The sequence below is a fragment of the Halalkalibacterium ligniniphilum genome, assembly GCF_000334155.1.
GTDB classification, from domain to species: domain Bacteria; phylum Bacillota; class Bacilli; order Bacillales; family Bacillaceae_D; genus Halalkalibacterium; species Halalkalibacterium ligniniphilum.
In genome coordinates, this window is record NZ_ANNK01000065.1 from 18,057 (window position 1) to 37,765 (window position 19,709).

Consider the following 19,709-nt stretch of genomic DNA (forward strand, 5'->3'; position numbering starts at 1 on the left):
ATTGATGAAAGGAGTGTTACCTTGTTTGATATTGAAGAAAAAAGCAAGCAGCTTCTCCATGTTGCATTGAAACGCGGAGCAAGTGACCTTCACATTTCGTCTTTACGAGAAAAAGGATGGATCCAGCTCAGGATCAATGGGCGACTCGAGTCATTCGAAAAAATAAAACTCCCTTTGGCGGAACGATTAGTTAGCCATTTCAAATTTGCTGCAGGACTCGATATTGGCGAACGACGAAAACCCCAAAGTGGGGCAATGGAGCTTTTGCATCGTGGCCAATCCATTCATCTGCGAATTTCTACTTTACCGACCCCTTCATTTGAGACCCTTTCGATTCGTATTCACTTTCAGGATGATCGTTTTTCATTAGACACTCTTCCATTATTTCCTTCTCGGGTTTTGCAGCTCAAGCAGCTTACAAAAGCAAGCCAAGGACTCATCTTAGTCACAGGACCTACTGGCTCAGGAAAGACAACCACCCTCTATTCCCTTCTCCAATACACCTCTGCTGAAAAACCTCAGCATATCATCACCATTGAAGACCCTATTGAGTATACATTTCCTACATTTACACAAGTTGAAATAAATGAAAAAGCAGGCGTTACGTTTGAGACAGGGTTAAAAGCAGCTTTGCGCCATGACCCTGATGTGTTGATGGTTGGGGAAATACGTGATCGGGAGACTGCTGAGCTGGCTGTAAGGGCAGCTTTAACAGGGCATCTTGTTTATTCGACATTGCACACGAATGATGCGAAAGGAGCCATTCTCCGCTTACATGAAATGGGCGTGCCACTGTCTCACATTAAAGAAGTATTAATGGCCGTAGTGGCCCAACGGCTTGTAACCTTATCCTGCTATTATTGTGAGGGAGCGTGTGACCCTCATTGTCAAAAAGAAAATAAAAGAGGGAGAGCAGCCATTTTTGATATTTTGCAAGGGGACTCCTTAGCAAGGCATTTTCAACGTGACAAGGGGCCGTCTGAAAACAAGCTTTTGACAGAGTGGAGAAAAGCTTTCTCTCTTGGATTTATCAAAGCAAGAGAGGGGCAGGGCAAATGCTAAGTCGTTTAACGAGAAAAAAGTGGACAAACCGAAAAAAAGCACAGTTTCTCATCCATGTTGGACGCTTGCTTGAGCAAGGATATCGTATTCATGATGCGCTAGCTTTTTTGTCGCTACATCAAACGGCGCCTGTCCAAACAAAGCTACAGCAAATCAAGAATGAATTGAAGGCTGGAAGGAGTATTCATGAGGCTTTTTATTTGATCGAATTACCTAAGGATATTCTTACCCACTTATATATTTCTGAAAAGAACGGAGGAGTTGATCAAGGTTTTCAACGAGCAGGTGAGATTTTAGGTCAGCGTGAAGAATTAAAAGCCCGCTTTCAAAAATTACTTCGCTATCCGCTTTTCTTACTGTGGGTTACGTGTCTCCTCATATTTGTTATGTTTCAATATTTACTACCACACTTACAGCATTTGTTTACGAGTATTGACGCAGATATGCCTTTCCTTACTGTCTTATTTTTTCGATTAATCGAGGCGCTTCCTTGGTTTTTATTTTTAAGCTTTGTTGTAAGTATTGCAGGACTATTAGTCGTTTATTATCGATACCGAACATATACGTCCTATCAATGGATGACTCATTTAGTAAGGTTTCCAATTCTAAAAGAGTTTCTTATAGGTTTTTTGACCTTTAGCTTTAGCTCTTATTTAAGCGGTTTGTTGAAAGGAGGGCTGCCAGTTATTGAGGCTTTGAAGTTTTTTGAGCAGCAGAACTATATGACCTTTTTTCAAGAGGAGGCTTCGGTTTTGCTTTGCGAATTAAAAAATGGTGAGCGGTTAAGTGATTGCATCGAAAAGCGTTCACATTATCAAAAGGAGCTTGCTTTTGTCATCGCAAATGGAGAGAAAACAGGGTATTTGGCAACAGATCTGCAGTATTACAGCATGATGCTTTATCGTGATTTTGAAGACCGGTTTCAACAGCGGATGGTTATGATTCAACCCATTCTTTTTATGCTCATTGGAGGTCTCGTTTTGGTGATGTTCTTAGCAATGATGTTACCTGTATTTCAAATGATTGGAGCATTATAATTAAAAACATGTATAAACGGACCTGTCTACTATAAATAGAGAGGGAATAAATGCGTGGGGAAAGAAAGAGGTTGACTCAGTAGCTTGAATCAACCTCATCTCCTCACTTAGTTGTTCATAAGCAATGCTTCAATATCATCTTTTATTTTTAGTGGACTTGTATTGGGAGCATAACGTTTATGGACACGGCCCCGCTGATCTACTAGAAATTTTGTGAAGTTCCACTTGATTCCATCCGTAAGAATTCCACCTTTTTCACTCGTGAGATAATTAAAGAGAGGATGAGCATTTTTTCCTTTAACGTCCACTTTTTCAAACATGGGAAACGTGACCCCGTAATTACGCTCACAGAAGCTGGCAATCTCGTTATTGTCACCAGGTTCTTGGTTCATAAACTGATTGCATGGAAAACCGAGTACAGAAAACCCTTGCTCTTTATAAGAATCGTAGAGGAATTGAAGCTCCTTGTATTGAGGAGTAAAACCACAGTTACTTGCAGTATTTACGATGAGGACGACCTCACCTTCAAAATCAGCTAAAGCTTTTTCTTTGCCATTAAGTAAGGTTGCCGAATATTCATGTATGGTCAAATTGATTCAACTCCTTTTTTTCGCCTTGATTTTAATGTATACTGTATAGAGATGTTTTTCAAAGAATAGGCTGACAAAAATCTTTTTTCGAAAAAACAACTTGCTTTTCTTTTGATTGTATGTTATATTATTTAACGTCGCTGAAAATAAGTAAAGCTATCCATATTAGGGGCCTTAGCTCAGCTGGGAGAGCGCCTGCCTTGCACGCAGGAGGTCAGCGGTTCGATCCCGCTAGGCTCCACCAAAGATTGCGGAGGAATACCCAAGTCCGGCTGAAGGGATCGGTCTTGAAAACCGACAGGCGGGTTAAACCGCGCGGGGGTTCGAATCCCTCTTCCTCCGCCATTGTTTATTTGATATACATTAGGTTTTATAGCGCAGTGTATTTCGGAAAAAGGCTTTAACGACACGGGGAAGACAACGAGCAAATCATCCGCCGAGAAAACAGCGAGTAACCTCGACGCATGATTGCGAGAAAGCGAGAAGAGGAGAGGTCTTCTGCAAAGAGACCGCATCATCTATAAACTATATAACGGCGCGGGGTGGAGCAGTCTGGTAGCTCGTCGGGCTCATAACCCGAAGGTCGGCGGTTCAAATCCGTCCCCCGCAACCAATATATTTCTATGAATGAAAGATATACCTTATAGTGGAGGGGTAGCGAAGTGGCTAAACGCGGCGGACTGTAAATCCGCTCCCTCAGGGTTCGGCGGTTCGAATCCGTCCCCCTCCACCATTTAAATCCTTGGCGGTTGTGGCGAAGTGGTTAACGCACCGGATTGTGGTTCCGGCATTCGTGGGTTCGATTCCCATCAGCCGCCCCATTAATGGGCTATAGCCAAGCGGTAAGGCAACGGACTTTGACTCCGTCATGCGCTGGTTCGAATCCAGCTAGCCCAGTACAAAAGCAAAACACCGCTTAGCCGCAAAATGAGAGTGATTCTCCCATGTGGCTAGGTGACATGCGGGTGTAGTTTAGTGGTAAAACCTCAGCCTTCCAAGCTGATGATGTGAGTTCGATTCTCATCACCCGCTTTTTTTTTAGAGCCATTAGCTCAGTTGGTAGAGCATCTGACTTTTAATCAGAGGGTCGAAGGTTCGAGTCCTTCATGGCTCACTATTTATTCAACGAAGCATCAGGCCTCTCACCTACGGTTCCCCATGCAGCATAGATGAAACACAATGAAGTAGCAGGACTAGCTTCGCGTCGGAGTCCTTCATGGCTCACCATTTATAACCATTTATTAATATGCGGGTGTGGCGGAATTGGCAGACGCGCTAGACTTAGGATCTAGTGTCTTATGACGTGGGGGTTCAAGTCCCTTCACCCGCATCCAAAAAACCTCCTTGCTTTCGAGTAAGGAGGTTTTTTTATAAAATAATGTCTAGTTCCAGCGCCGAGTGCCTGGCGCTTTTCTTCTATGAATGGCATGTTTAGCGTTCTTTATTTGAATGATCGCTGTTTTTCTCTGGGACGAGGTCAACTCCTCCAGGATGAAACGGATGACATTTTCCAATACGTTTTATCGTTAACCATCCGCCTCTTATGGCTCCAAAACGCTGGATCGCTTCAAGGCCGTAATGGGAACAGGTTGGATAAAAGCGACAGGTTGGTGGTTTTATCGGGGAAATAAAGCGTTGATAAAATCGAATCAACAAAATAAATAAATTCTTCATGCTTTCTCCTCAATATAAAAACTTTTTTTAAAAAAAGAAGGAATCTACACGATGTTTGTCTAAGACTAATCAAGTATCCTTTTATGAAAGGAGGATCAAAAAACGTCTTCCCCCCTATTTTTCCTCAATTTACCCTACTTGTAAACCTTTTTGATTTCCGAAAGCCTTCCAGCTAAATGGTAGAAAAACGAAAGGAGTGTGTTCGTATTTGAAATTACGGTCCAATCAATCGGGCTTCACGCTGATCGAAATGATGATAGTCTTAATGATCATTTCCATTTTATTGTTGGTATCGATCCCAAACATGACAAAAAACAATGATGTTGCCAGCGAAAAAGGGTGTGAAGCAACGATAAAATTGCTACAAACACAGGTGCAAGCGTATGAAATTGAACACAATCAAAAGGTAAGCTCTTTGGAAGAGCTTAAAGCGTCTAATTACGTGGAACGTATTACTTGTCCTAACAATGAAGCCCTTGACCTAGTAAATGGAGTAGTAATGAAACGAGAATGAAGCAAACCCCGAATGGCTATACCCTTGTAGAAACCCTCATTGCTTTCATGGTGCTCACCATCCTTGTAAGTATCCCTCTTTTTTCTTTTCAAACCATTCAAGACTCAAGACAAGCTGATTACGTCGCTCGCTTATTCAAAGAAGACATTTTGTATGCTCAACATCTCGCTATGACGGAAGGAAAAACCGTTTCCATTTTCTTTAACAATCGGCAAGGTTACTATGAATTGCGCCATACGGCTTTAGAGGTTTATGTAAAGCGTGATTACCTTCGAGAGGATATGGAATTTGCTGCAGTTACACTTGGAAATTTAGGAATCGAGTTTAATGCGAATGGAAATGCAGCACGTTCTGGTACGCTTGATCTTCTCATTGCTAATAAAACCTATCGATACACGGTTCAAATTGGAAAAGGGAGAGTAACGTATGTTGAACGCTAAAGGCTATTCTTTGCTTGAGGTGCTGCTCGCTTTATTTTGCCTAACGATTGCAACAATGTTCATATTTCCTGCTTTTCTGTGGATACATGAGGAAACAAAAGCGATTCAACGACACAGCGATGGACTCAAGGTTCTTGAAGAAGCCGGGCAACAGTTTTTACACTTCGGTGAATTTCCCTCTGTCATTCAAGTGAACGATACGGTGTATGAGTTTACACGTCATTCCCTCCAAAACGAAACGTTCGAGCTTTGTGTTCAATGGACAGGAAAAAATGAGAGAAAGGATGAAGTATGTCTCCTTGCGAAAAGATAATCAAGGTTTTACCTTAGCTGAAATGCTCTTATCCCTCTCGTTTGTGATGATGCTTCTTACGTTATCCCCACTTTTTCTTAGCCTACTTCTACTTCCTCCCGATAATCAAACGATTTCCAGAAACGAAGCAAGAATTTTTTTAAACCAATTAGTCCATGAAGCGAATGAATCTGTTGATATCAATTTTCATCATCATAAACTGTCTTTACGAAAAGGGGATGGCACATTGGTTACGTATGAGTACATTCAAGGTGAAAGAATTCGTAGGCAAGTAAATCAAAAGGGTCAAGAAATGGTATTGTTTGGCGTAGGAAGTTTTCAATGCAATCCCACTGCCTCTTTTACTACTTGTACAATCACGGACCTTAAAGGGCAGAGCTTTCAACGTCAGCTTGCACCCTTTTATAAGCTAGGGGTCCAGGGTGCTGATGCTGATGTATGAACGAGGGTTTATTTTTCCGCTTACTCTTTTCATCATGAGCTTGCTTACAGGAATGTCCTTTTATTTGGCAGACGTTTTTTTGTTAGAAAAAAGATCGATCCACCAGCAGGAGTTCCTTTTACAGCTTGAATCGATCATTCAAGTTTCAACGGTGGATGTCATTGAGAATTTGAGCAGAGGTGAAATGAATGATGGATTATTGACCTATAAATATGGTGAGGTATCCTTCTCAATAAATGAAAATAATGGTGTGGAGAATCAAGTTACTGTTACTTTACGAGCAGTTTTGGAGAGGGGACAAAGAAAAACGGTCGTCTTTTTGTATCATCTCAACAATCAAAGGATGACGGAGTATTGGGAAGTGACTCGTCCAAATCGGGAATAGAGAAGCTAAAAAGAGGACAAGCTGATAAAGGAGAGGATGAGAAGAAGGTGAGTTAAATGTCGTTTCAAGACTTGGTCAAGTTTGCAACCGAGCAGATTGTCAAGCATTTGGATCAGCCAGCTGAGGAGCGCAAAGCGATACGTGAAGAAAAAAAGGCCGAGCGTTCACCACTGATGAACGAGGCTTTTGGTGTTATCCCCCTTGCGCTAGGGGTAGCCTGGAAAAAATCAAAGCTTCGAAAAACGATAAAAGGGGAAGGGTAACGTATCCCTCATTTGAGGGGTGCGTCCTCTTTTTTCGAAAGATATGAAAGGATATAATGGTAAAGCTGTCTAGCTACAGGCGCCAACGGCTTGAGGCTGCTTTAACTCCTCCTGCAGCGTTTCCAGTGCCTAGCATCGCTTGCTTATCATTTTAGACATGGGCATAATAAGGATGAGCCAAGCAGGCTTGTTTTATTCAAATCAAAAAGCAAGGGAACCCTATTAGAACTTACAAAATGTAAAGATTGTGACGTGCAGACACAGATTTGACATGGTTCAAGCATTTACAAGCAAACAGGGTCTCATATATAATAGACCTGTACTATATCGATTGATTATCTGCACGGTATCAAAAGTAAATGATGTGCAAACTGAAATGTGGACGAAGGAGGGGAACAACATGGACCGGATGTATCGCGTCATGGCATTCTGGACTGGAATTTTTGCCGTCTTGTTCTTTGTAGGCGACATGTTTAATATAGCTTTGCTTTTCTTTGCACAAACGGGGGCATTATTAGCACTAAGCTATTTAAACCTATCTGAACGTACGTATATTTACATTTTTGGTGCGTACTTAACAATCTTTTTTATCGGATTTACGTATTACTCAACGTTCTTATTGGTTCCAAGCTTTGGCGGCCATTAATTCTCGGCTACATACGAAAAAAACCATTGGCCTTTTGGTTGATGGTTTTTTTTTTCATATAAAACTCAGATGCTATGGAAGTTTCGATTGAATAAGCAGACGAAACGAATCGCTAAAACCTCCTGTAAGAAAGGAATGAATGGCGCGATTTCGTTTTGCACCTTTGCTAAAGGGATCGGCATTCAGTTGGCTTACGACCTTATTCAAAATGCCATTCACCAGGAGAAACTGTCGTTGGCTAAGCCACGGTTCCGATTGTAGCCCGAATGAACTGCCAACCCTTTGCAAGGTGTCAAAGTGTATATGATGGGTTAAGTCCATATCACCAGGATGACATAGTGGGTTTGGAATGAGCTTGTGCTGATAATAGCCCCTTAAACTGCCGTTGAAATGTTGCGGCTCCCAAAGCTCAGCATTCGTATACCCATAATCAAACGAATAGATAAAGCCGACAGAAAGCCATTCTGTTACCTCTTTGTACCAAGACTCTACACCAAGTGAAAGTTCAAGTCGTTGACCATTTTTTAAAGGTGGATAGTATGTATGAAGCCAATGGAGGAGTTGTTTATTTGTGCATGGCACAACGACTTCAACGAGCTTGTCCTCTTGAATAGCGACTTGAATTTCATATAGCTTGTTGTCGATTTGCTGCACAACATGAACAGGAAATGCATCGAAAAGCTCATTTGAAAGAATGATGCCTTCGTAGCTTGGGTAATGTTCTTTCAAATGGGAGAGTGACTGTGCAATTCTTACATTGGTTTTATTGGAAAAACGTTCAGCTAGGAGCTGCCGATGATAGGAACTCGTTTCAATGATCGAATAGCTAAGGGGGAAAAGCGTTTCATAACAAGATTCCCAATAGGTAAGAAAATGCTCGGCAAATTGGCCATCGCCAGCTCCCCATTCTAAAATTTGGGCAGGGAGCTTGTGCGCTTGTATGTGCGTAAAAACATGATCAGCGACAACTTCGGCAAATACAGCATGAACATAAGGGGAGGTATAGAAATCTCCCTGTTTCCCTAGTTTTTTTCGTGGCTTCATATAGTAGCCGTGCTGTGGTTCATATAAACAAAGTGCGATAAACTTTGCATAGGAAAGCTGGTTGTTCGGTGCGGAGTGAAAATAAGCTTTCAGCCAGGCAGGAACCATGAATGACATCCTTTCTACTTAAGTCGTGTTCCTACAGCTTCGAGATGAAGACGCAAGCTTCCTGTTTTCGTAAGAAAGAAGAAAAGGAGCCTGCAGCTAGCAGGTCTCCTTAAGATTAGAAGCCTGATAAAAAGGGGTTGCTATCCATCTCTTGTCCAATGGTCGTCGTTGGACCGTGGCCGCAAGCAACAATGGTTTCTTCAGGCAATTCAAGAAGCTTGTCATGAATGCTTTGTAAAAGCTGTTGATGGTCGCCACCTGGGAGATCGGTCCGTCCTATGCTGCTTGCGAACAAGGCATCACCAGAAAAAACGATCCCTTCTTTTTCATAATAAAATGAAACACTACCTGGTGAATGTCCTGGTGTTTCAAGCACAGAGAATGTGAATGAACCAATCTGCAGGGAGTCCTCTTCTGTTATGATGTGATCAGCTGGTTTGACAACGATTTCTCCGTCAGAAAGAAAAAAAGCTGAACGGTTTTTTGAACCATCTGTAAGCCAATCTGCTTCCTCTTTGTGGAGGTAAACCGGAATGTTAAATTCATGACGGACATCATCTACAGCACCAATATGATCAAAATGGGCATGGGTTAAAAGAATGGCGAGTGGGGTGATGCTTTGGCTTTTTAACCATTCAATAAATTCTGTTCCATTGCCACCAGGATCAAAAATAACCGCTTCCTTTTGCTCATTCATCAACACGTAGGCATTTGTTTGAAGTGGACCTAAAGGGATCTGTTTCCAAGGCATTGTATCTCCTCCATTTATCTTCGTCTATTCCTATATATTACACGGTCACGTATAATCTTTCAAAAAGGATGTTGTCGATGAAACGTTGTTACGGAATTGAACTAAAAACATGTGAAAGGCATGGCCTAGAAATAACTGAACGTCTTACGTCATATCAGCCTTCTGTTACCATATTAGATGTGGTGAATGGGATGGTAGTTGTTGAAGCTGTCGACGAAGTAGAAGCAGTGAAAAAATGGGCTGCTTCCTCGATTATCGAGGTCCATCCCCTTGTACAGATCTCATCCTGGGATCCGCGCTTTGAGGATATTCAAGATTATGGCTTTTTTTCTTCAAAGCATGAGGCTATTTATTTGTTTTTAGAACTTGTCACCGGTTTAACAATTGAAGGCGGAGAGGACGTGCAGCAGGAAATGTTTCAGCTTCAGCTCGAGGAAAATCTAATTGCGATTGACCAATCACCTGAGAATGCGAAAGGAATTTTTTTCGTTGAACGAGACAAGGCAGAGCTTGTGGCAGGTTATGCAAGGGCTTATAAGATGGACATTCAATTTGACAAGAATCTTTCTTTGCATCTCGACAAATGAACAAACAACGAGTAAAATGAGAAGAAAATGCCCAAACTAAAAACATGAGGTTCGTTTTGTTACAGCTTCGACAAATTTGACAGTGAAAACGTACCTCAAAGCCATTTATAATGAAAGTACGAAATCATTATGCATTATGGGTAGTACATACATAAGGAGGGGGAGTCAGCATGTTTTTATCGATTACACTTTTATTGGTTGCAGCACTTAGTGGACTAGCTGTTGTTCGTGAATTACGTAAGAAAAACTTCTTTGCTGTTGGTTTTGCTGCAATATCATTTCTTGTATTTGGTTGGTTCTCAGTAATGACCATCATCTCCATCATTACAACGGGGCAAGGCGCTCCAGTATAAAAGAAAGGACTGTCATCAATGGGCAGTCCTTTTTTGTACGTTAAGAAATTATAATTTTTATTAACATCGGAGTTTATCGACGCAGTTAAAAATTTGAAGGCCAAAGCATAACTGCAACTAAGGCTTTCCCTAAGAACGGGGCTGGGACAAAAGAGTTTTTATTAATGAGAAATCTGAACGTCATGATCGTTGCTGCATAGCCTTCGCTTCGGAAATATCCTTCGCTTTCCGCAGAGTCTACGTCTATTTCCTTCGCTAAGGCTGTGCATTGTTCGCATTTTCAATCATACACGTTCGTTATGTCCCAGCCTCTTTGTTTATGCTAGCATAAAATCGAGCGTGCTTTCCTCGTTTTCTCATTGATTTGAAAACACCTGCTGCTGCAAATAAAAAATCCCCCCATTTATGATCTCAACTTCAATCCGTGGCTCGTATTGCTCTTGTAAGGCTGTTTTTTCCAACTCATAGCTTTCAGGTTTATCTTCCACATGTTCGTAAAAACGTTCAAGTAAGTGCAGATCCTCTTCCCAGCGCTTAATCGCATCTTCTGCCCACTTAGGGTCTTCACTCTCAGCATAGGCTTGAATCATTTTCTCTAAGCGAATGATTCCACTTTGCGTTTTAATCAAAGGGGATAAGCTAAAGCAATAGTCTGGGATTTTTTGTGAAAAATTGATTGCTTGAAGACGATTGAAAAATTGTTGAACAATCTGACCGTGAATCAGGTTTAAACCTAAAGAAAGGAGGACCTCTTTTTTTCGATCACATTGAAATGAAATTTTCGCATTTAGACAAAGCCATGGATGAAGAGGGATCGACTGATTTCCATTTGCTTGAACGTTTTCGTATAAGTGAATATATCCTCCAAGCTCTCTCGTTGACTGAAAGATTTGATGAAGGCGAGGAGCGCCAAAATGAATCGGCTCTCCTTTTAGATCAGCAGGTGCAGTCGCTTGGTTTGTAATTAAGGTTAATTTTAGCGGTTGGGGAATACCTCCAGTCTTCTCAAGATAATGCCAGTAAAATGGACGGTTCATTAACAGCTTATCCATCTCAATCGAAAGCTGAATTTCTAAATGACTTCCTGACTCTCTCACCACTGCACTATCATTGGCGATGAAATACCGACGCAAATAATTATGAAGTTGATGCTGCTGCATGGTCTGTCTCCTCTTTCTTTGCTGTCTCATTCATGATGGCCGATAAGTGGTCTAGCTTTATACGAATTTCGCCTTCAGAATCAGAGTGGAGCATAATGTCATTGACATGTTCTTCAATGGACGAAAGCTCCATTCGCGTTAAAATCTCATCCAATTCCCCGATCACGGATTCGAACAAATTAATTTTTTCATAAAGAAGCTGCAAAATATGTTGTTCCACTGTATTGTTTACAGCAAAATTGTAGATGTGGACATCCTCTTTTTGTCCTAAGCGATGAATTCTCCCAATCCTCTGTTCAATTCGCATTGGATTCCAAGGGAGATCGTAGTTAATAATATGACTACAAAATTGAAGGTTGATCCCTTCTCCACCAGCTTCCGTTGCAATGAGAACCTGTGCGTGATTCTGAAACAGCTGCCGCATCCAATCCTTTTTGCCACGTTTGAAGCCACCGCGAAATGGTACGGAGGATATGCCATGCTGTTTTAAGTACCACTGTAAGTAAAGCTGAGTGGCACGGTATTCTGTGAAAATAATGACTTTGTCTCCAATTGCTTGAATCAATTCGAGAGCCTTTTCTGCCTTCGCATGGCCTTCAATCTCTCCAATCTGCATCAAAAGTTCGTGTAAAATTGGTGATGGATTTCCGTCTTGGGTGGCTTTATCGAGCATGTTTTTAAGCGTCATAAAGGCTGCTTCTCGACTGCTACAAATTTCCCGCTGCAAGGTTAACAGCGAAAAGTGATTCGTTATAATGTCAGGGTTCTTTTTTAAAGCAGAAATTTTCTCATAAAATCGCCGTTCTCCCTCGCTAAAGGTAATGGGAATCGTCTTCACGATTCGCTTTGTCCACTCTATTCCTGTCTCGTCTCGGCGGTTTCGCACCATCACTTTGTTGACAAGCTCCTTTAGCTTTTCTTCATTTTTTGGTGTTCGTTTATTTGAACGATATTCCTTATCAAAGCTTGTTAAATCACCAAGGTGTCCAGGTTTTAAGAGAGAAACGAGATTAAAAATTTCTTCAAGCTTGTTTTGGACTGGAGTTGCGGTGAGAAGCAAACAAAACTTTTTTTTCAGGAGTTTAATGAACTCATAGTTTTTCGTTTTTGGGTTCTTGAGCTTATGGGCTTCATCAATAATGACTAGATCATAGGATTGATTTAAAACGATTTCTCGATGAGGCTGTCGCTTTGCTGTATCGATGGATGCGACAACCACATCGTATTGCTCCCATACGTAGGCTTTTTTTTGGGCAACAGCAGGGATGTAAAACTTTGATACAAGCTCATAGCTCCATTGAGAAACTAATGAGGCTGGAACGAGAATCAGGACTTTTTTTGCAAGCCCACGAATCATATATTCCTTTAAAATTAACCCTGCTTCAATCGTTTTTCCGAGACCGACCTCATCTGCTAATATTGCTTTTCCATTCATTTTTTCAATGACCGTTTTAGCGACCTCGATTTGATGGGGGAAGGGCTGAAGCTGTGGGAGATGCTTCGGTGCTTGTAATCCATGAAAATCAGGGATCGCTTGATACTGCTCAGCTTCATAGGCAAGTTGAATAAGCTCCCAGTTCGACCAAGGTCCCCCGTCATCGAGTTTTTTTAAAAAGTTATTTTTCCATTCAGACGCAAAGTTAATCGTGATGTTCATGTTCCTTTCATCCTTTCATAAAAGAAAGTGTTGCGTGAACGTTGGCATCTTGGTAGGATATTATTATATTCGTGGCACGTTTTTACATTTTAACCGTTTTATTAATTGGGAGAAATGAGGCCATTCATTTAGTAGTATAGGCAAAATTGCTCAAAATCATGACATTGTGATCTAGACATAAACCACATAATGGCGGATGAAAACAAGGGGAGAGACTGCGTGAGTCGTGCGCAGCGCCGAAGGAGCAAGCAAGGTTGCGAATCTCTCAGGCAAAAAGACTCTTGTTCGACGCAACTCTGGAGAGTGTCTGCATAAAGCGGACCACCCACGAAGACATTTCTCTCTTTTAAATGAGAAAGAAACTTTCTGGTATAAGGACAGAGATTTACACAGCGAGTGTAGATCTCTGTCTTTTTTTGTGGAAAAGGGGAGGGAGCTGAAGCCTTTCCACTCACACCGCCTTCATTGAAAGGTTGCTCAGCGTGACATGACGGACTTGTTTCCATCCAAGTGGGAAGAGTGAGCCACTCATGAAGGTTTTTGTGGTTAAAAATGAATGGATTAAGATTAGAAAGGGCTGCAACGGCATTCTTCATTTAAAAAATTGTGAAGAATGAAAATAATGAATGAAGGGGAGTGAAGGCAGATGAGCGAGTTGAAAAAAACACCACTTTATGAGGTGTACCAACAATATGGTGGGAAGACGATTGACTTCGGAGGCTGGGCATTGCCTGTACAGTTTTCTAGCATTAAGGAAGAACATGAGGCCGTTCGCACGAAAGCTGGGCTATTTGATGTGTCTCATATGGGTGAAGTCGAGGTAAAAGGTCCAAATGCTTTATTGTATTTGCAAAAGCTTGTTACAAATGATGTAGGGAAGATAATTGATGGTCAGGCACAGTATACGGCCATGTGTGATGAAAATGGTGGAACTGTCGATGACCTGCTCATTTATCGGCGTACTTCGGATCATTTTTTGCTCGTCATTAATGCTGCAAATATTGAAAAAGATGTTCAGTGGATGAACGCTCATGCGATTGATGATGTAGAGATTACGAATGTTTCAGATCAAATTGCTCAGTTAGCTCTGCAAGGACCGAAAGCAGAAATCGTTTTGCAAACACTTACGGATGCAGATTTGAGTACGATTCAATTTTTCCATTTTGTAGATGAAGTTGACGTGGCAGGTGTCAAAACCCTTGTCTCACGGACAGGCTATACAGGAGAAGATGGCTTCGAGCTTTATTGCCAGCGTGAAGATGCAAAGCGACTTTGGCAAAAAATTCTTGAAGCTGGAAAAGAAGCAGGCGTTATGCCCTGCGGATTAGGAGCACGAGATACACTTCGATTTGAAGCTAAGCTCCCTCTTTACGGACAGGAATTATCAAGAGATATTTCGCCGCTTGAAGCAGGTATTGGTTTTGCGGTCAAGCTGAACAAAGAGGTGGATTTTGTCGGACGTGAGGCCTTAAAAAAGCAGAAGGAAGCTGGGCTTAAGCGAAGGCTTGTTGGTCTTGAAATGATCGAAAAAGGCATCCCACGAACAGGTTATGAGGTGTACAGCGGTGATAAGAGAATAGGTTTTGTGACAACAGGAACGCAATCTCCAACGTTGAAGAAAAATGTCGGTCTTGCGATTCTAGACATTGAGTTTACAAAGCTTGAGACGGAAGTGGACGTACAAATTCGTAAAAAGCGATTAAAAGCAAAAGTTGTTACCATACCATTTTACAAACGACAAAAAACAAATTAAATGGGGAGGTAAGCGTGGAGATGAATCATCGATATTTGCCGATGACCGAAGCAGACAAGCGTGAAATGCTTGCTGCGATTGGTGTCGATTCAATCGAAGCATTATTTTCAGATATTCCAAAAGAGATTCGTTTTAAAGGGAGCTTACAAATGAAAGAGGCATTAAAGGAGCCTCAGCTCATTGATTATTTTCAATCGATTGCAGCGAAAAATATCAACCTTAAACAAAAGCCTTCCTTTTTAGGGGCGGGTGTGTATGAGCATTACATCCCATCGATTGTTGACCATGTAATCTCTCGCTCAGAATTTTATACAGCGTACACACCATACCAACCGGAAATTTCCCAGGGCGAATTGCAGGCAATCTTTGAATTTCAAACAATGATCGCGGAATTAACAGGAATGGATTTGGCAAACTCGTCCATGTATGATGGTCCGACAGCTCTGGCAGAAGCAGCGATGATGAGCGCAGGGCATACAAAAAAGACAAAGATTCTTGTCTCTAAGGCTGTCCATCCAGAAGCCCGAGATGTCTTAAGAACAAATGCAAAAGGCCAGCGACTTGATGTCGTGGAAATTGAGACAGCAAATGGTGTCACAGATGTTGAACAGCTTCGTGCAGCTTATGATGATGATACAGCATGTGTCGTTGTTCAATACCCGAATTTTTTTGGCCATTTAGAGCCGTTAGCTGAAATTGAGCAGGTGGCTCATTCGGGAAAAGCAATGTTTGTTGTCTCAAGCAACCCACTTTCCCTTGGCTTACTCAAGCCACCAGGTGAGTTTGGGGCAGACATCGTGGTTGGTGATGCCCAGCCGTTCGGAATCCCGACACAATTTGGGGGACCTCATTGTGGCTATTTTGCGACAACAAAAAAACTGATGCGCAAGGTTCCAGGTCGACTTGTGGGACAGACAACGGATGAAAAAGGTCAGCGTGGCTATGTCTTGACACTTCAGGCGAGAGAGCAGCACATTCGTCGGGAAAAAGCGACGTCCAACATTTGCTCGAACCAAGCGCTTAATGCCCTTGCAGCATCAGTAGCAATGACAGCGATCGGGAAAAAGGGTGTGAAGGAAATGGCCTTGCAAAACTTGCAAAAGGCAGCTTATGCGAAAAAGCAGCTACAGGCAAATGGGGTAACGATTGCATATGAGCAGCCTTCCTTTAATGAATTTGTTGTAAAGCTTGCAAAGCCGATTAAAGAAGTCAACGAGTCTTTACTTAAGCGTGGATTTATTGGCGGGTATGATCTCGGTATCACCGATCAAAAGCTTAAAAACCACATGCTCATCTGTGTAACAGAAGTGCGAGCAAAAGAGGAAATTGATCAATTTGCAAAAGAATTGGGGGTGTTCATATGACAGAGAAAAATCAAGCGCTCATTTTTGAACTAAGTAAGCCAGACCGTGTCGGACATAGCTTGCCAGACCTTGATATCCCGGAACAATCGATAGACGAATTAATTCCAGCTGCGTTTCTTCGCGAAAAAGAGTCTGAACTGCCTGAGGTTTCTGAGCTTCAAATCATGCGTCACTATACCGCATTATCAAAACGAAACCACGGGGTTGACTCCGGCTTTTATCCACTTGGTTCATGTACAATGAAATACAATCCAAAAATTAATGAAGATGTTGCGCGCTATCCTGGCTTTGCTCATATTCACCCGTACCAGCCTGAGGAGCAAGTTCAAGGAGCATTGGAGCTTTTATATGAGTTACAAACATCGTTAGCAGAAATCACAGGGATGGATGAAGTGACGCTTCAGCCTGCAGCCGGCGCTCACGGTGAATGGACAGGTTTGATGATGATTCGTGCATACCATGAAGCAAACGGAGAGGGGAATCGGACGAAGGTGATTGTCCCTGACTCAGCTCACGGGACAAACCCAGCGTCTGCCACCGTTGCAGGCTTTGAATCAGTGACGGTACGTACCGATGACAATGGATTGGTTGATTTGGATCATTTACGTGAGGTTGTTGGTGAGGATACCGCTGCTCTCATGCTTACAAACCCAAATACTCTTGGTCTATTTGAGGCGAATATTGTAGAAATGGCATCAATCATTCATCAAGCTGGAGGAAAGCTTTATTATGATGGGGCGAATTCCAATGCAATTTTAGGCATTGCCCGTCCAGGAGATATGGGATTTGATGTCGTCCATCTAAACCTGCACAAAACGTTTACCGGTCCACATGGTGGTGGAGGTCCAGGTTCTGGTCCTGTCGGTGTGAAAAAGGATTTAATTCCTTATTTACCTAAGCCAGTCATTACGAAAGATGGAGACAGCTACCGATTAGACGATAACCGTCCAGATTCCATCGGTCGTGTGAAACCGTATTACGGGAACTTTGGCATAAATGTAAGAGCCTATACCTATATCCGCACAATGGGAGCAGAGGGGCTAAAGCAAGTTTCGGAATATGCTGTTCTCAATGCCAATTATATGATGCGTCGCTTGGCGCCTTACTTTGATTTACCGTATACACAGCATTGTAAGCACGAGTTTGTTCTGTCAGGAAAGCGTCAAAAGAAACTTGGGGTTCGGACACTCGATATAGCGAAGCGATTGCTTGATTTTGGCTATCATCCACCGACCATCTATTTCCCGCTCAATGTGGAGGAATGCATGATGATTGAACCGACAGAGACAGAATCAAAGGAAACGTTAGATGAGTTTATTGAGGCGATGATTCAGATTGCCAAAGAAGCAGAAGAAAACCCTGAAATCGTACAAGAAGCGCCACATACAACGGTCATTGGTCGCTTGGATGAAACATTAGCCGCTAGAAAGCCTGTATTGCGCTACGAACCAACAGAACCTTAAGAAGCTTTGCCTCTTATCATTTGCTTCAGCAATTAAAATAAACAAAAGCCTGAAGCGTGAAAATCACGCTCAGGCTTTTGTTAGAAGATAAGAAAATAATCCTTCAAAGCTTTTTAGCTCAAGGCGCAAGCGATTCGAGATCGCTTACTCCACCTATGAAAACAAAACAAGTATTCGAGTCAGGGTTTCCAGCACTTGTCGCTGAGGAACAAGGCTCCTTCAACTTTTCTTATTTCTTTTTGATTTTACCTGTCCATTTTCGAAAGCCGCCTTTTAAATGATTAAGGTCTTCGACGTTCTGCTTTTTCTTCAAAATTGTCGCAGCTTGACGGCTTCTTGCTCCTGATTGACAGTATAAGTAGACAGGCTGATCAGGACGAACTTCCTTTATGCGCTGACGTAATTGAGAAAGAGGTATGTTTCGCGCCCCTAAAATGTGCCCTCCTTCATATTCCCTTGGTTCTCTCACATCAATCAATTGTGCCTTCCGGTAGCCTTTTATAAATTCTTCTTGCGTTAATGTCTTTAAATATTTTGGTGTATACAAACGCTTAAATAGAAGATAAGTCAGTAAACCAATAAGTACGAGCCATAAATATAACATAAAACGTTCTACACTCCTTTTGCACAGTTACATTCCATCCTAAATTATAATCATCAAAGCAAGAATTAGCAATTGTTGCGTAGGAAAAAAAGCAAGTCTCTTGGCGAGGTCAAAACATTTTGCTACACTAGACGATGCGAAGAGAATGAACAGAAAGAATAGAAAGAAGCGATGACCGATTATGGAAACATGGCGTTTTATAGACTCTGGAAGCCGAACACCTGCTTATAATATGGCGTTGGATGAGGCGCTTCTTGATTGGCATAGTAAAGGAAAAATTCCACCGACGATTCGCTTTTATGGCTGGGACCCGCCGACCCTTTCCATCGGCTATTTTCAGAAAGTCAAAAAAGAAATCAATTTGGATGCTGTAAAAAAGTACGGTCTCGGCTTTGTACGCCGGCCGACAGGAGGGCGTGGAGTTCTCCACGACAAAGAGCTTACCTATAGTGTGATCGTTTCAGAAGCCCACCCAGAAATGCCAGCAACCGTAACGGAAGCGTATCGTGTCATTTCCCAAGGGATATTAGAAGGATTTCGGGAAGTAGGTCTTGATGCTTATTTTGCGGTTCCTCGTTCTCAGGAGGAGAAAGATGCATTAAAGAATCCTCGTTCAGCCGTTTGCTTTGATGCGCCTTCCTGGTATGAGCTTGTCGTTGAAGGACGAAAGGTTGCAGGAAGTGCTCAAACTCGCCAAAAGGGCGTCATTCTTCAGCATGGCTCAATTATTTTAGATATTGATGAGGATAAGCTTTTTGATTTGTTTCTCTATTCCAGCGATCGGGTGCGTGAACGAATGCAGCGTAATTTTAAAAATAAAGCTGTGGCCATTAACGCATTGCGAAGCACCCCTCTAACTATTGAAGAGGCACGTGCCGCTTTTAAAAAAGGATTTGAAAAAGGCTTGAATATTCAGCTTGAGCCCTATCAATTGTCGGAGGAAGAAGAAATGGAAGTTCAGCGGATTGCAAAGGACCGATATGAGCAGGAAGCTTGGAACTTTCGCAAATAACGATGAAACAAAGCAGTGACCGCTTGGGTCACTGCTTTGTAGCTGTATGGCATTGTCTGGTAATTTCTTCGTTAAAGGCTTGCTGGAGCTTCTTTGTAACAGGGCCGATGTTAAAGGTTGCTTGCTCAGCACCTTGAATGGTACGGATTGGCATTACTTCCATGGTTGTGCTTGTAATAAAGGCTTCGTCAGCTTCCTTTAGTACTTCTTTTGGAAAAGGCTCTTCGATAACGGAAAGATCTAATTGATTGGCAAGCTTCATGACAAGCTGTCGCGTAATGCCATTTAGGATTAAGTTCGTTGCTGGGTGGGTATAGAGCGTATCGTTGCTAACAAGAAACAAGTTAGAAGAGGAACCTTCTGTAACCGTTCCATCTCGATGTAAGAGGGCTTCATGACAGTTATGGTCACTAGCCTCCCGTTTGGCTAAGACGTTTCCTAATAAGTTAATGGACTTAATATCGCAGCGAAGCCAGCGAATATCATC

At 42.1% G+C, this 19,709-nt stretch carries 23 protein-coding genes, 9 tRNA genes and 1 riboswitch; of the genes, 24 read left to right on the forward strand and 8 right to left on the reverse strand.

Annotated elements, in window-relative coordinates; translation table 11 throughout:
- Window positions 1-21 precede the first annotated feature (21 nt).
- Window positions 22-1,062: a competence type IV pilus ATPase ComGA gene (comGA, locus tag BLT_RS0106325; RefSeq protein ID WP_026105014.1), complete on the forward strand. Its 1,041-nt coding sequence runs from the start codon at window positions 22-24 to the stop codon at window positions 1,060-1,062.
- Window positions 1,056-2,099, forward strand: a complete 1,044-nt coding sequence (gene comGB / locus BLT_RS0106330; RefSeq protein WP_017726959.1) for a competence type IV pilus assembly protein ComGB — start codon at window positions 1,056-1,058, stop codon at window positions 2,097-2,099. The genes comGA and comGB overlap by 7 nt, the downstream gene beginning before the upstream one ends.
- 107 nt (window positions 2,100-2,206) lie before the next feature.
- Here the strand turns inward: comGB and BLT_RS0106335 are convergent, their stop codons facing one another.
- Entirely contained in the window at window positions 2,207-2,689 is a 483-nt protein-coding gene (locus BLT_RS0106335) for a glutathione peroxidase (RefSeq protein ID WP_017726960.1), read from the reverse strand.
- A 168-nt stretch (window positions 2,690-2,857) separates the two neighbouring features.
- Between BLT_RS0106335 and BLT_RS0106340 the strand changes: the two genes are divergently transcribed.
- The 9 genes from BLT_RS0106340 (at window position 2,858) to BLT_RS0106380 (ending at window position 4,019) form a co-directional block, all read left to right on the forward strand.
- Window positions 2,858-2,933, forward strand: a tRNA-Ala gene (locus BLT_RS0106340).
- Between the two features lie 8 nt (window positions 2,934-2,941).
- Window positions 2,942-3,034: transfer RNA gene (locus BLT_RS0106345), tRNA-Ser, on the forward strand.
- Between the two features lie 191 nt (window positions 3,035-3,225).
- Window positions 3,226-3,302: transfer RNA gene (locus BLT_RS0106350), tRNA-Met, on the forward strand.
- Window positions 3,303-3,337: 35 nt separating this feature from the next.
- Window positions 3,338-3,422, forward strand: a tRNA-Tyr gene (locus tag BLT_RS0106355).
- 12 nt (window positions 3,423-3,434) lie between these two features.
- A tRNA-His gene (locus tag BLT_RS0106360) sits at window positions 3,435-3,510 on the forward strand.
- A gap of 4 nt (window positions 3,511-3,514) precedes the next feature.
- Window positions 3,515-3,586, forward strand: a tRNA-Gln gene (locus tag BLT_RS0106365).
- 64 nt (window positions 3,587-3,650) lie between these two features.
- A tRNA-Gly gene (locus BLT_RS0106370) sits at window positions 3,651-3,721 on the forward strand.
- Window positions 3,722-3,730: 9 nt separating this feature from the next.
- Window positions 3,731-3,803: transfer RNA gene (locus BLT_RS0106375), tRNA-Lys, on the forward strand.
- A gap of 134 nt (window positions 3,804-3,937) precedes the next feature.
- Window positions 3,938-4,019: transfer RNA gene (locus BLT_RS0106380), tRNA-Leu, on the forward strand.
- 101 nt (window positions 4,020-4,120) lie between these two features.
- On the opposite strand, the gene yidD is transcribed toward BLT_RS0106380, so the two are convergent.
- Window positions 4,121-4,363: a membrane protein insertion efficiency factor YidD gene (gene yidD, locus BLT_RS0106390; RefSeq protein WP_017726961.1), complete on the reverse strand. Its 243-nt coding sequence runs from the start codon at window positions 4,361-4,363 to the stop codon at window positions 4,121-4,123.
- A gap of 208 nt (window positions 4,364-4,571) precedes the next feature.
- Here yidD and comGC point away from each other — a divergent pair, with 208 nt between their 5' ends.
- From comGC to BLT_RS0106425, 7 genes are all read left to right on the forward strand, one after another.
- A complete protein-coding gene (gene comGC, locus BLT_RS0106395) occupies window positions 4,572-4,877 on the forward strand; it encodes a competence type IV pilus major pilin ComGC (RefSeq protein WP_017726962.1) in 306 nt (101 codons plus the stop codon).
- Complete coding sequence (gene comGD / locus BLT_RS0106400) at window positions 4,874-5,317, forward strand: competence type IV pilus minor pilin ComGD (RefSeq protein ID WP_017726963.1); 444 nt, start codon at window positions 4,874-4,876, stop codon at window positions 5,315-5,317. Before comGC ends, comGD begins: the two co-directional genes overlap by 4 nt.
- Window positions 5,304-5,630 carry a type II secretion system protein gene (locus BLT_RS23645; RefSeq protein WP_017726964.1) on the forward strand — a complete coding sequence of 109 codons (327 nt, stop codon included), beginning with the start codon at window positions 5,304-5,306 and terminating at the stop codon, window positions 5,628-5,630. The genes comGD and BLT_RS23645 overlap by 14 nt, the downstream gene beginning before the upstream one ends.
- Complete coding sequence (locus tag BLT_RS0106410) at window positions 5,602-6,072, forward strand: competence type IV pilus minor pilin ComGF (RefSeq protein WP_161603238.1); 471 nt, start codon at window positions 5,602-5,604, stop codon at window positions 6,070-6,072. The genes BLT_RS23645 and BLT_RS0106410 overlap by 29 nt, the downstream gene beginning before the upstream one ends.
- Window positions 6,065-6,457 carry a competence type IV pilus minor pilin ComGG gene (comGG, locus tag BLT_RS0106415; protein WP_017726966.1) on the forward strand — a complete coding sequence of 131 codons (393 nt, stop codon included), beginning with the start codon at window positions 6,065-6,067 and terminating at the stop codon, window positions 6,455-6,457. Before BLT_RS0106410 ends, comGG begins: the two co-directional genes overlap by 8 nt.
- Window positions 6,458-6,513: 56 nt before the next feature.
- On the forward strand, window positions 6,514-6,720 hold the full coding sequence (locus BLT_RS0106420) for a YqzE family protein (protein ID WP_017726967.1): 207 nt from the start codon (window positions 6,514-6,516) through the stop codon (window positions 6,718-6,720).
- A 400-nt stretch (window positions 6,721-7,120) separates the two neighbouring features.
- On the forward strand, window positions 7,121-7,366 hold the full coding sequence (locus BLT_RS0106425) for a DUF2626 domain-containing protein (RefSeq protein ID WP_017726968.1): 246 nt from the start codon (window positions 7,121-7,123) through the stop codon (window positions 7,364-7,366).
- A 72-nt stretch (window positions 7,367-7,438) separates the two neighbouring features.
- Here BLT_RS0106425 and BLT_RS21535 read toward each other — a convergent pair whose 3' ends face one another.
- Entirely contained in the window at window positions 7,439-8,518 is a 1,080-nt protein-coding gene (locus BLT_RS21535) for a class I SAM-dependent methyltransferase (protein WP_017726969.1), read from the reverse strand.
- 115 nt (window positions 8,519-8,633) lie between these two features.
- Entirely contained in the window at window positions 8,634-9,269 is a 636-nt protein-coding gene (locus BLT_RS0106435) for an MBL fold metallo-hydrolase (protein ID WP_017726970.1), read from the reverse strand.
- Window positions 9,270-9,346: 77 nt separating this feature from the next.
- Between BLT_RS0106435 and BLT_RS0106440 the strand changes: the two genes are divergently transcribed.
- Both BLT_RS0106440 and BLT_RS0106445 read left to right on the forward strand, forming a co-directional pair.
- Window positions 9,347-9,856: a hypothetical protein gene (locus tag BLT_RS0106440; protein WP_017726971.1), complete on the forward strand. Its 510-nt coding sequence runs from the start codon at window positions 9,347-9,349 to the stop codon at window positions 9,854-9,856.
- 170 nt (window positions 9,857-10,026) lie between these two features.
- On the forward strand, window positions 10,027-10,209 hold the full coding sequence (locus BLT_RS0106445) for a DUF2759 domain-containing protein (RefSeq protein ID WP_017726972.1): 183 nt from the start codon (window positions 10,027-10,029) through the stop codon (window positions 10,207-10,209).
- A 356-nt stretch (window positions 10,210-10,565) separates the two neighbouring features.
- On the opposite strand, the gene BLT_RS0106450 is transcribed toward BLT_RS0106445, so the two are convergent.
- Together BLT_RS0106450 and BLT_RS0106455 are read right to left on the reverse strand one after the other, a co-directional pair.
- Window positions 10,566-11,369: a YqhG family protein gene (locus BLT_RS0106450; protein WP_017726973.1), complete on the reverse strand. Its 804-nt coding sequence runs from the start codon at window positions 11,367-11,369 to the stop codon at window positions 10,566-10,568.
- A complete protein-coding gene (locus BLT_RS0106455; RefSeq protein WP_017726974.1) occupies window positions 11,347-13,026 on the reverse strand; it encodes a DEAD/DEAH box helicase in 1,680 nt (559 codons plus the stop codon). The genes BLT_RS0106450 and BLT_RS0106455 overlap by 23 nt, the downstream gene beginning before the upstream one ends.
- Window positions 13,027-13,222: 196 nt before the next feature.
- Window positions 13,223-13,317, forward strand: a riboswitch (glycine riboswitch).
- Window positions 13,318-13,672: 355 nt separating this feature from the next.
- Between BLT_RS0106455 and gcvT the strand changes: the two genes are divergently transcribed.
- Genes gcvT through gcvPB form a run of 3 tightly spaced genes read left to right on the forward strand, consistent with a single transcriptional unit; the run spans window position 13,673 to window position 17,606 of the window.
- A complete protein-coding gene (gene gcvT, locus BLT_RS0106465) occupies window positions 13,673-14,779 on the forward strand; it encodes a glycine cleavage system aminomethyltransferase GcvT (protein ID WP_017726975.1) in 1,107 nt (368 codons plus the stop codon).
- A gap of 20 nt (window positions 14,780-14,799) precedes the next feature.
- On the forward strand, window positions 14,800-16,143 hold the full coding sequence (gene gcvPA / locus BLT_RS0106470; RefSeq protein ID WP_026105015.1) for an aminomethyl-transferring glycine dehydrogenase subunit GcvPA: 1,344 nt from the start codon (window positions 14,800-14,802) through the stop codon (window positions 16,141-16,143).
- The gene (gene gcvPB, locus BLT_RS0106475; RefSeq protein ID WP_017726977.1) at window positions 16,140-17,606 is read left to right on the forward strand and encodes an aminomethyl-transferring glycine dehydrogenase subunit GcvPB; all 1,467 of its coding nucleotides are present in this window, start codon (window positions 16,140-16,142) and stop codon (window positions 17,604-17,606) included. The genes gcvPA and gcvPB overlap by 4 nt, the downstream gene beginning before the upstream one ends.
- A gap of 229 nt (window positions 17,607-17,835) precedes the next feature.
- On the opposite strand, the gene BLT_RS0106480 is transcribed toward gcvPB, so the two are convergent.
- Entirely contained in the window at window positions 17,836-18,210 is a 375-nt protein-coding gene (locus BLT_RS0106480; RefSeq protein WP_017726978.1) for a rhodanese-like domain-containing protein, read from the reverse strand.
- Between the two features lie 181 nt (window positions 18,211-18,391).
- On the opposite strand from BLT_RS0106480, the gene BLT_RS0106485 reads away from it, so the two are divergent.
- Window positions 18,392-19,222, forward strand: a complete 831-nt coding sequence (locus BLT_RS0106485) for a lipoate--protein ligase family protein (protein ID WP_017726979.1) — start codon at window positions 18,392-18,394, stop codon at window positions 19,220-19,222.
- Between the two features lie 28 nt (window positions 19,223-19,250).
- On the opposite strand, the gene BLT_RS21540 is transcribed toward BLT_RS0106485, so the two are convergent.
- Window positions 19,251-19,709: aminotransferase class IV (locus BLT_RS21540; RefSeq protein ID WP_017726980.1), on the reverse strand; the 459-nt coding region annotated here is incomplete at its 5' end.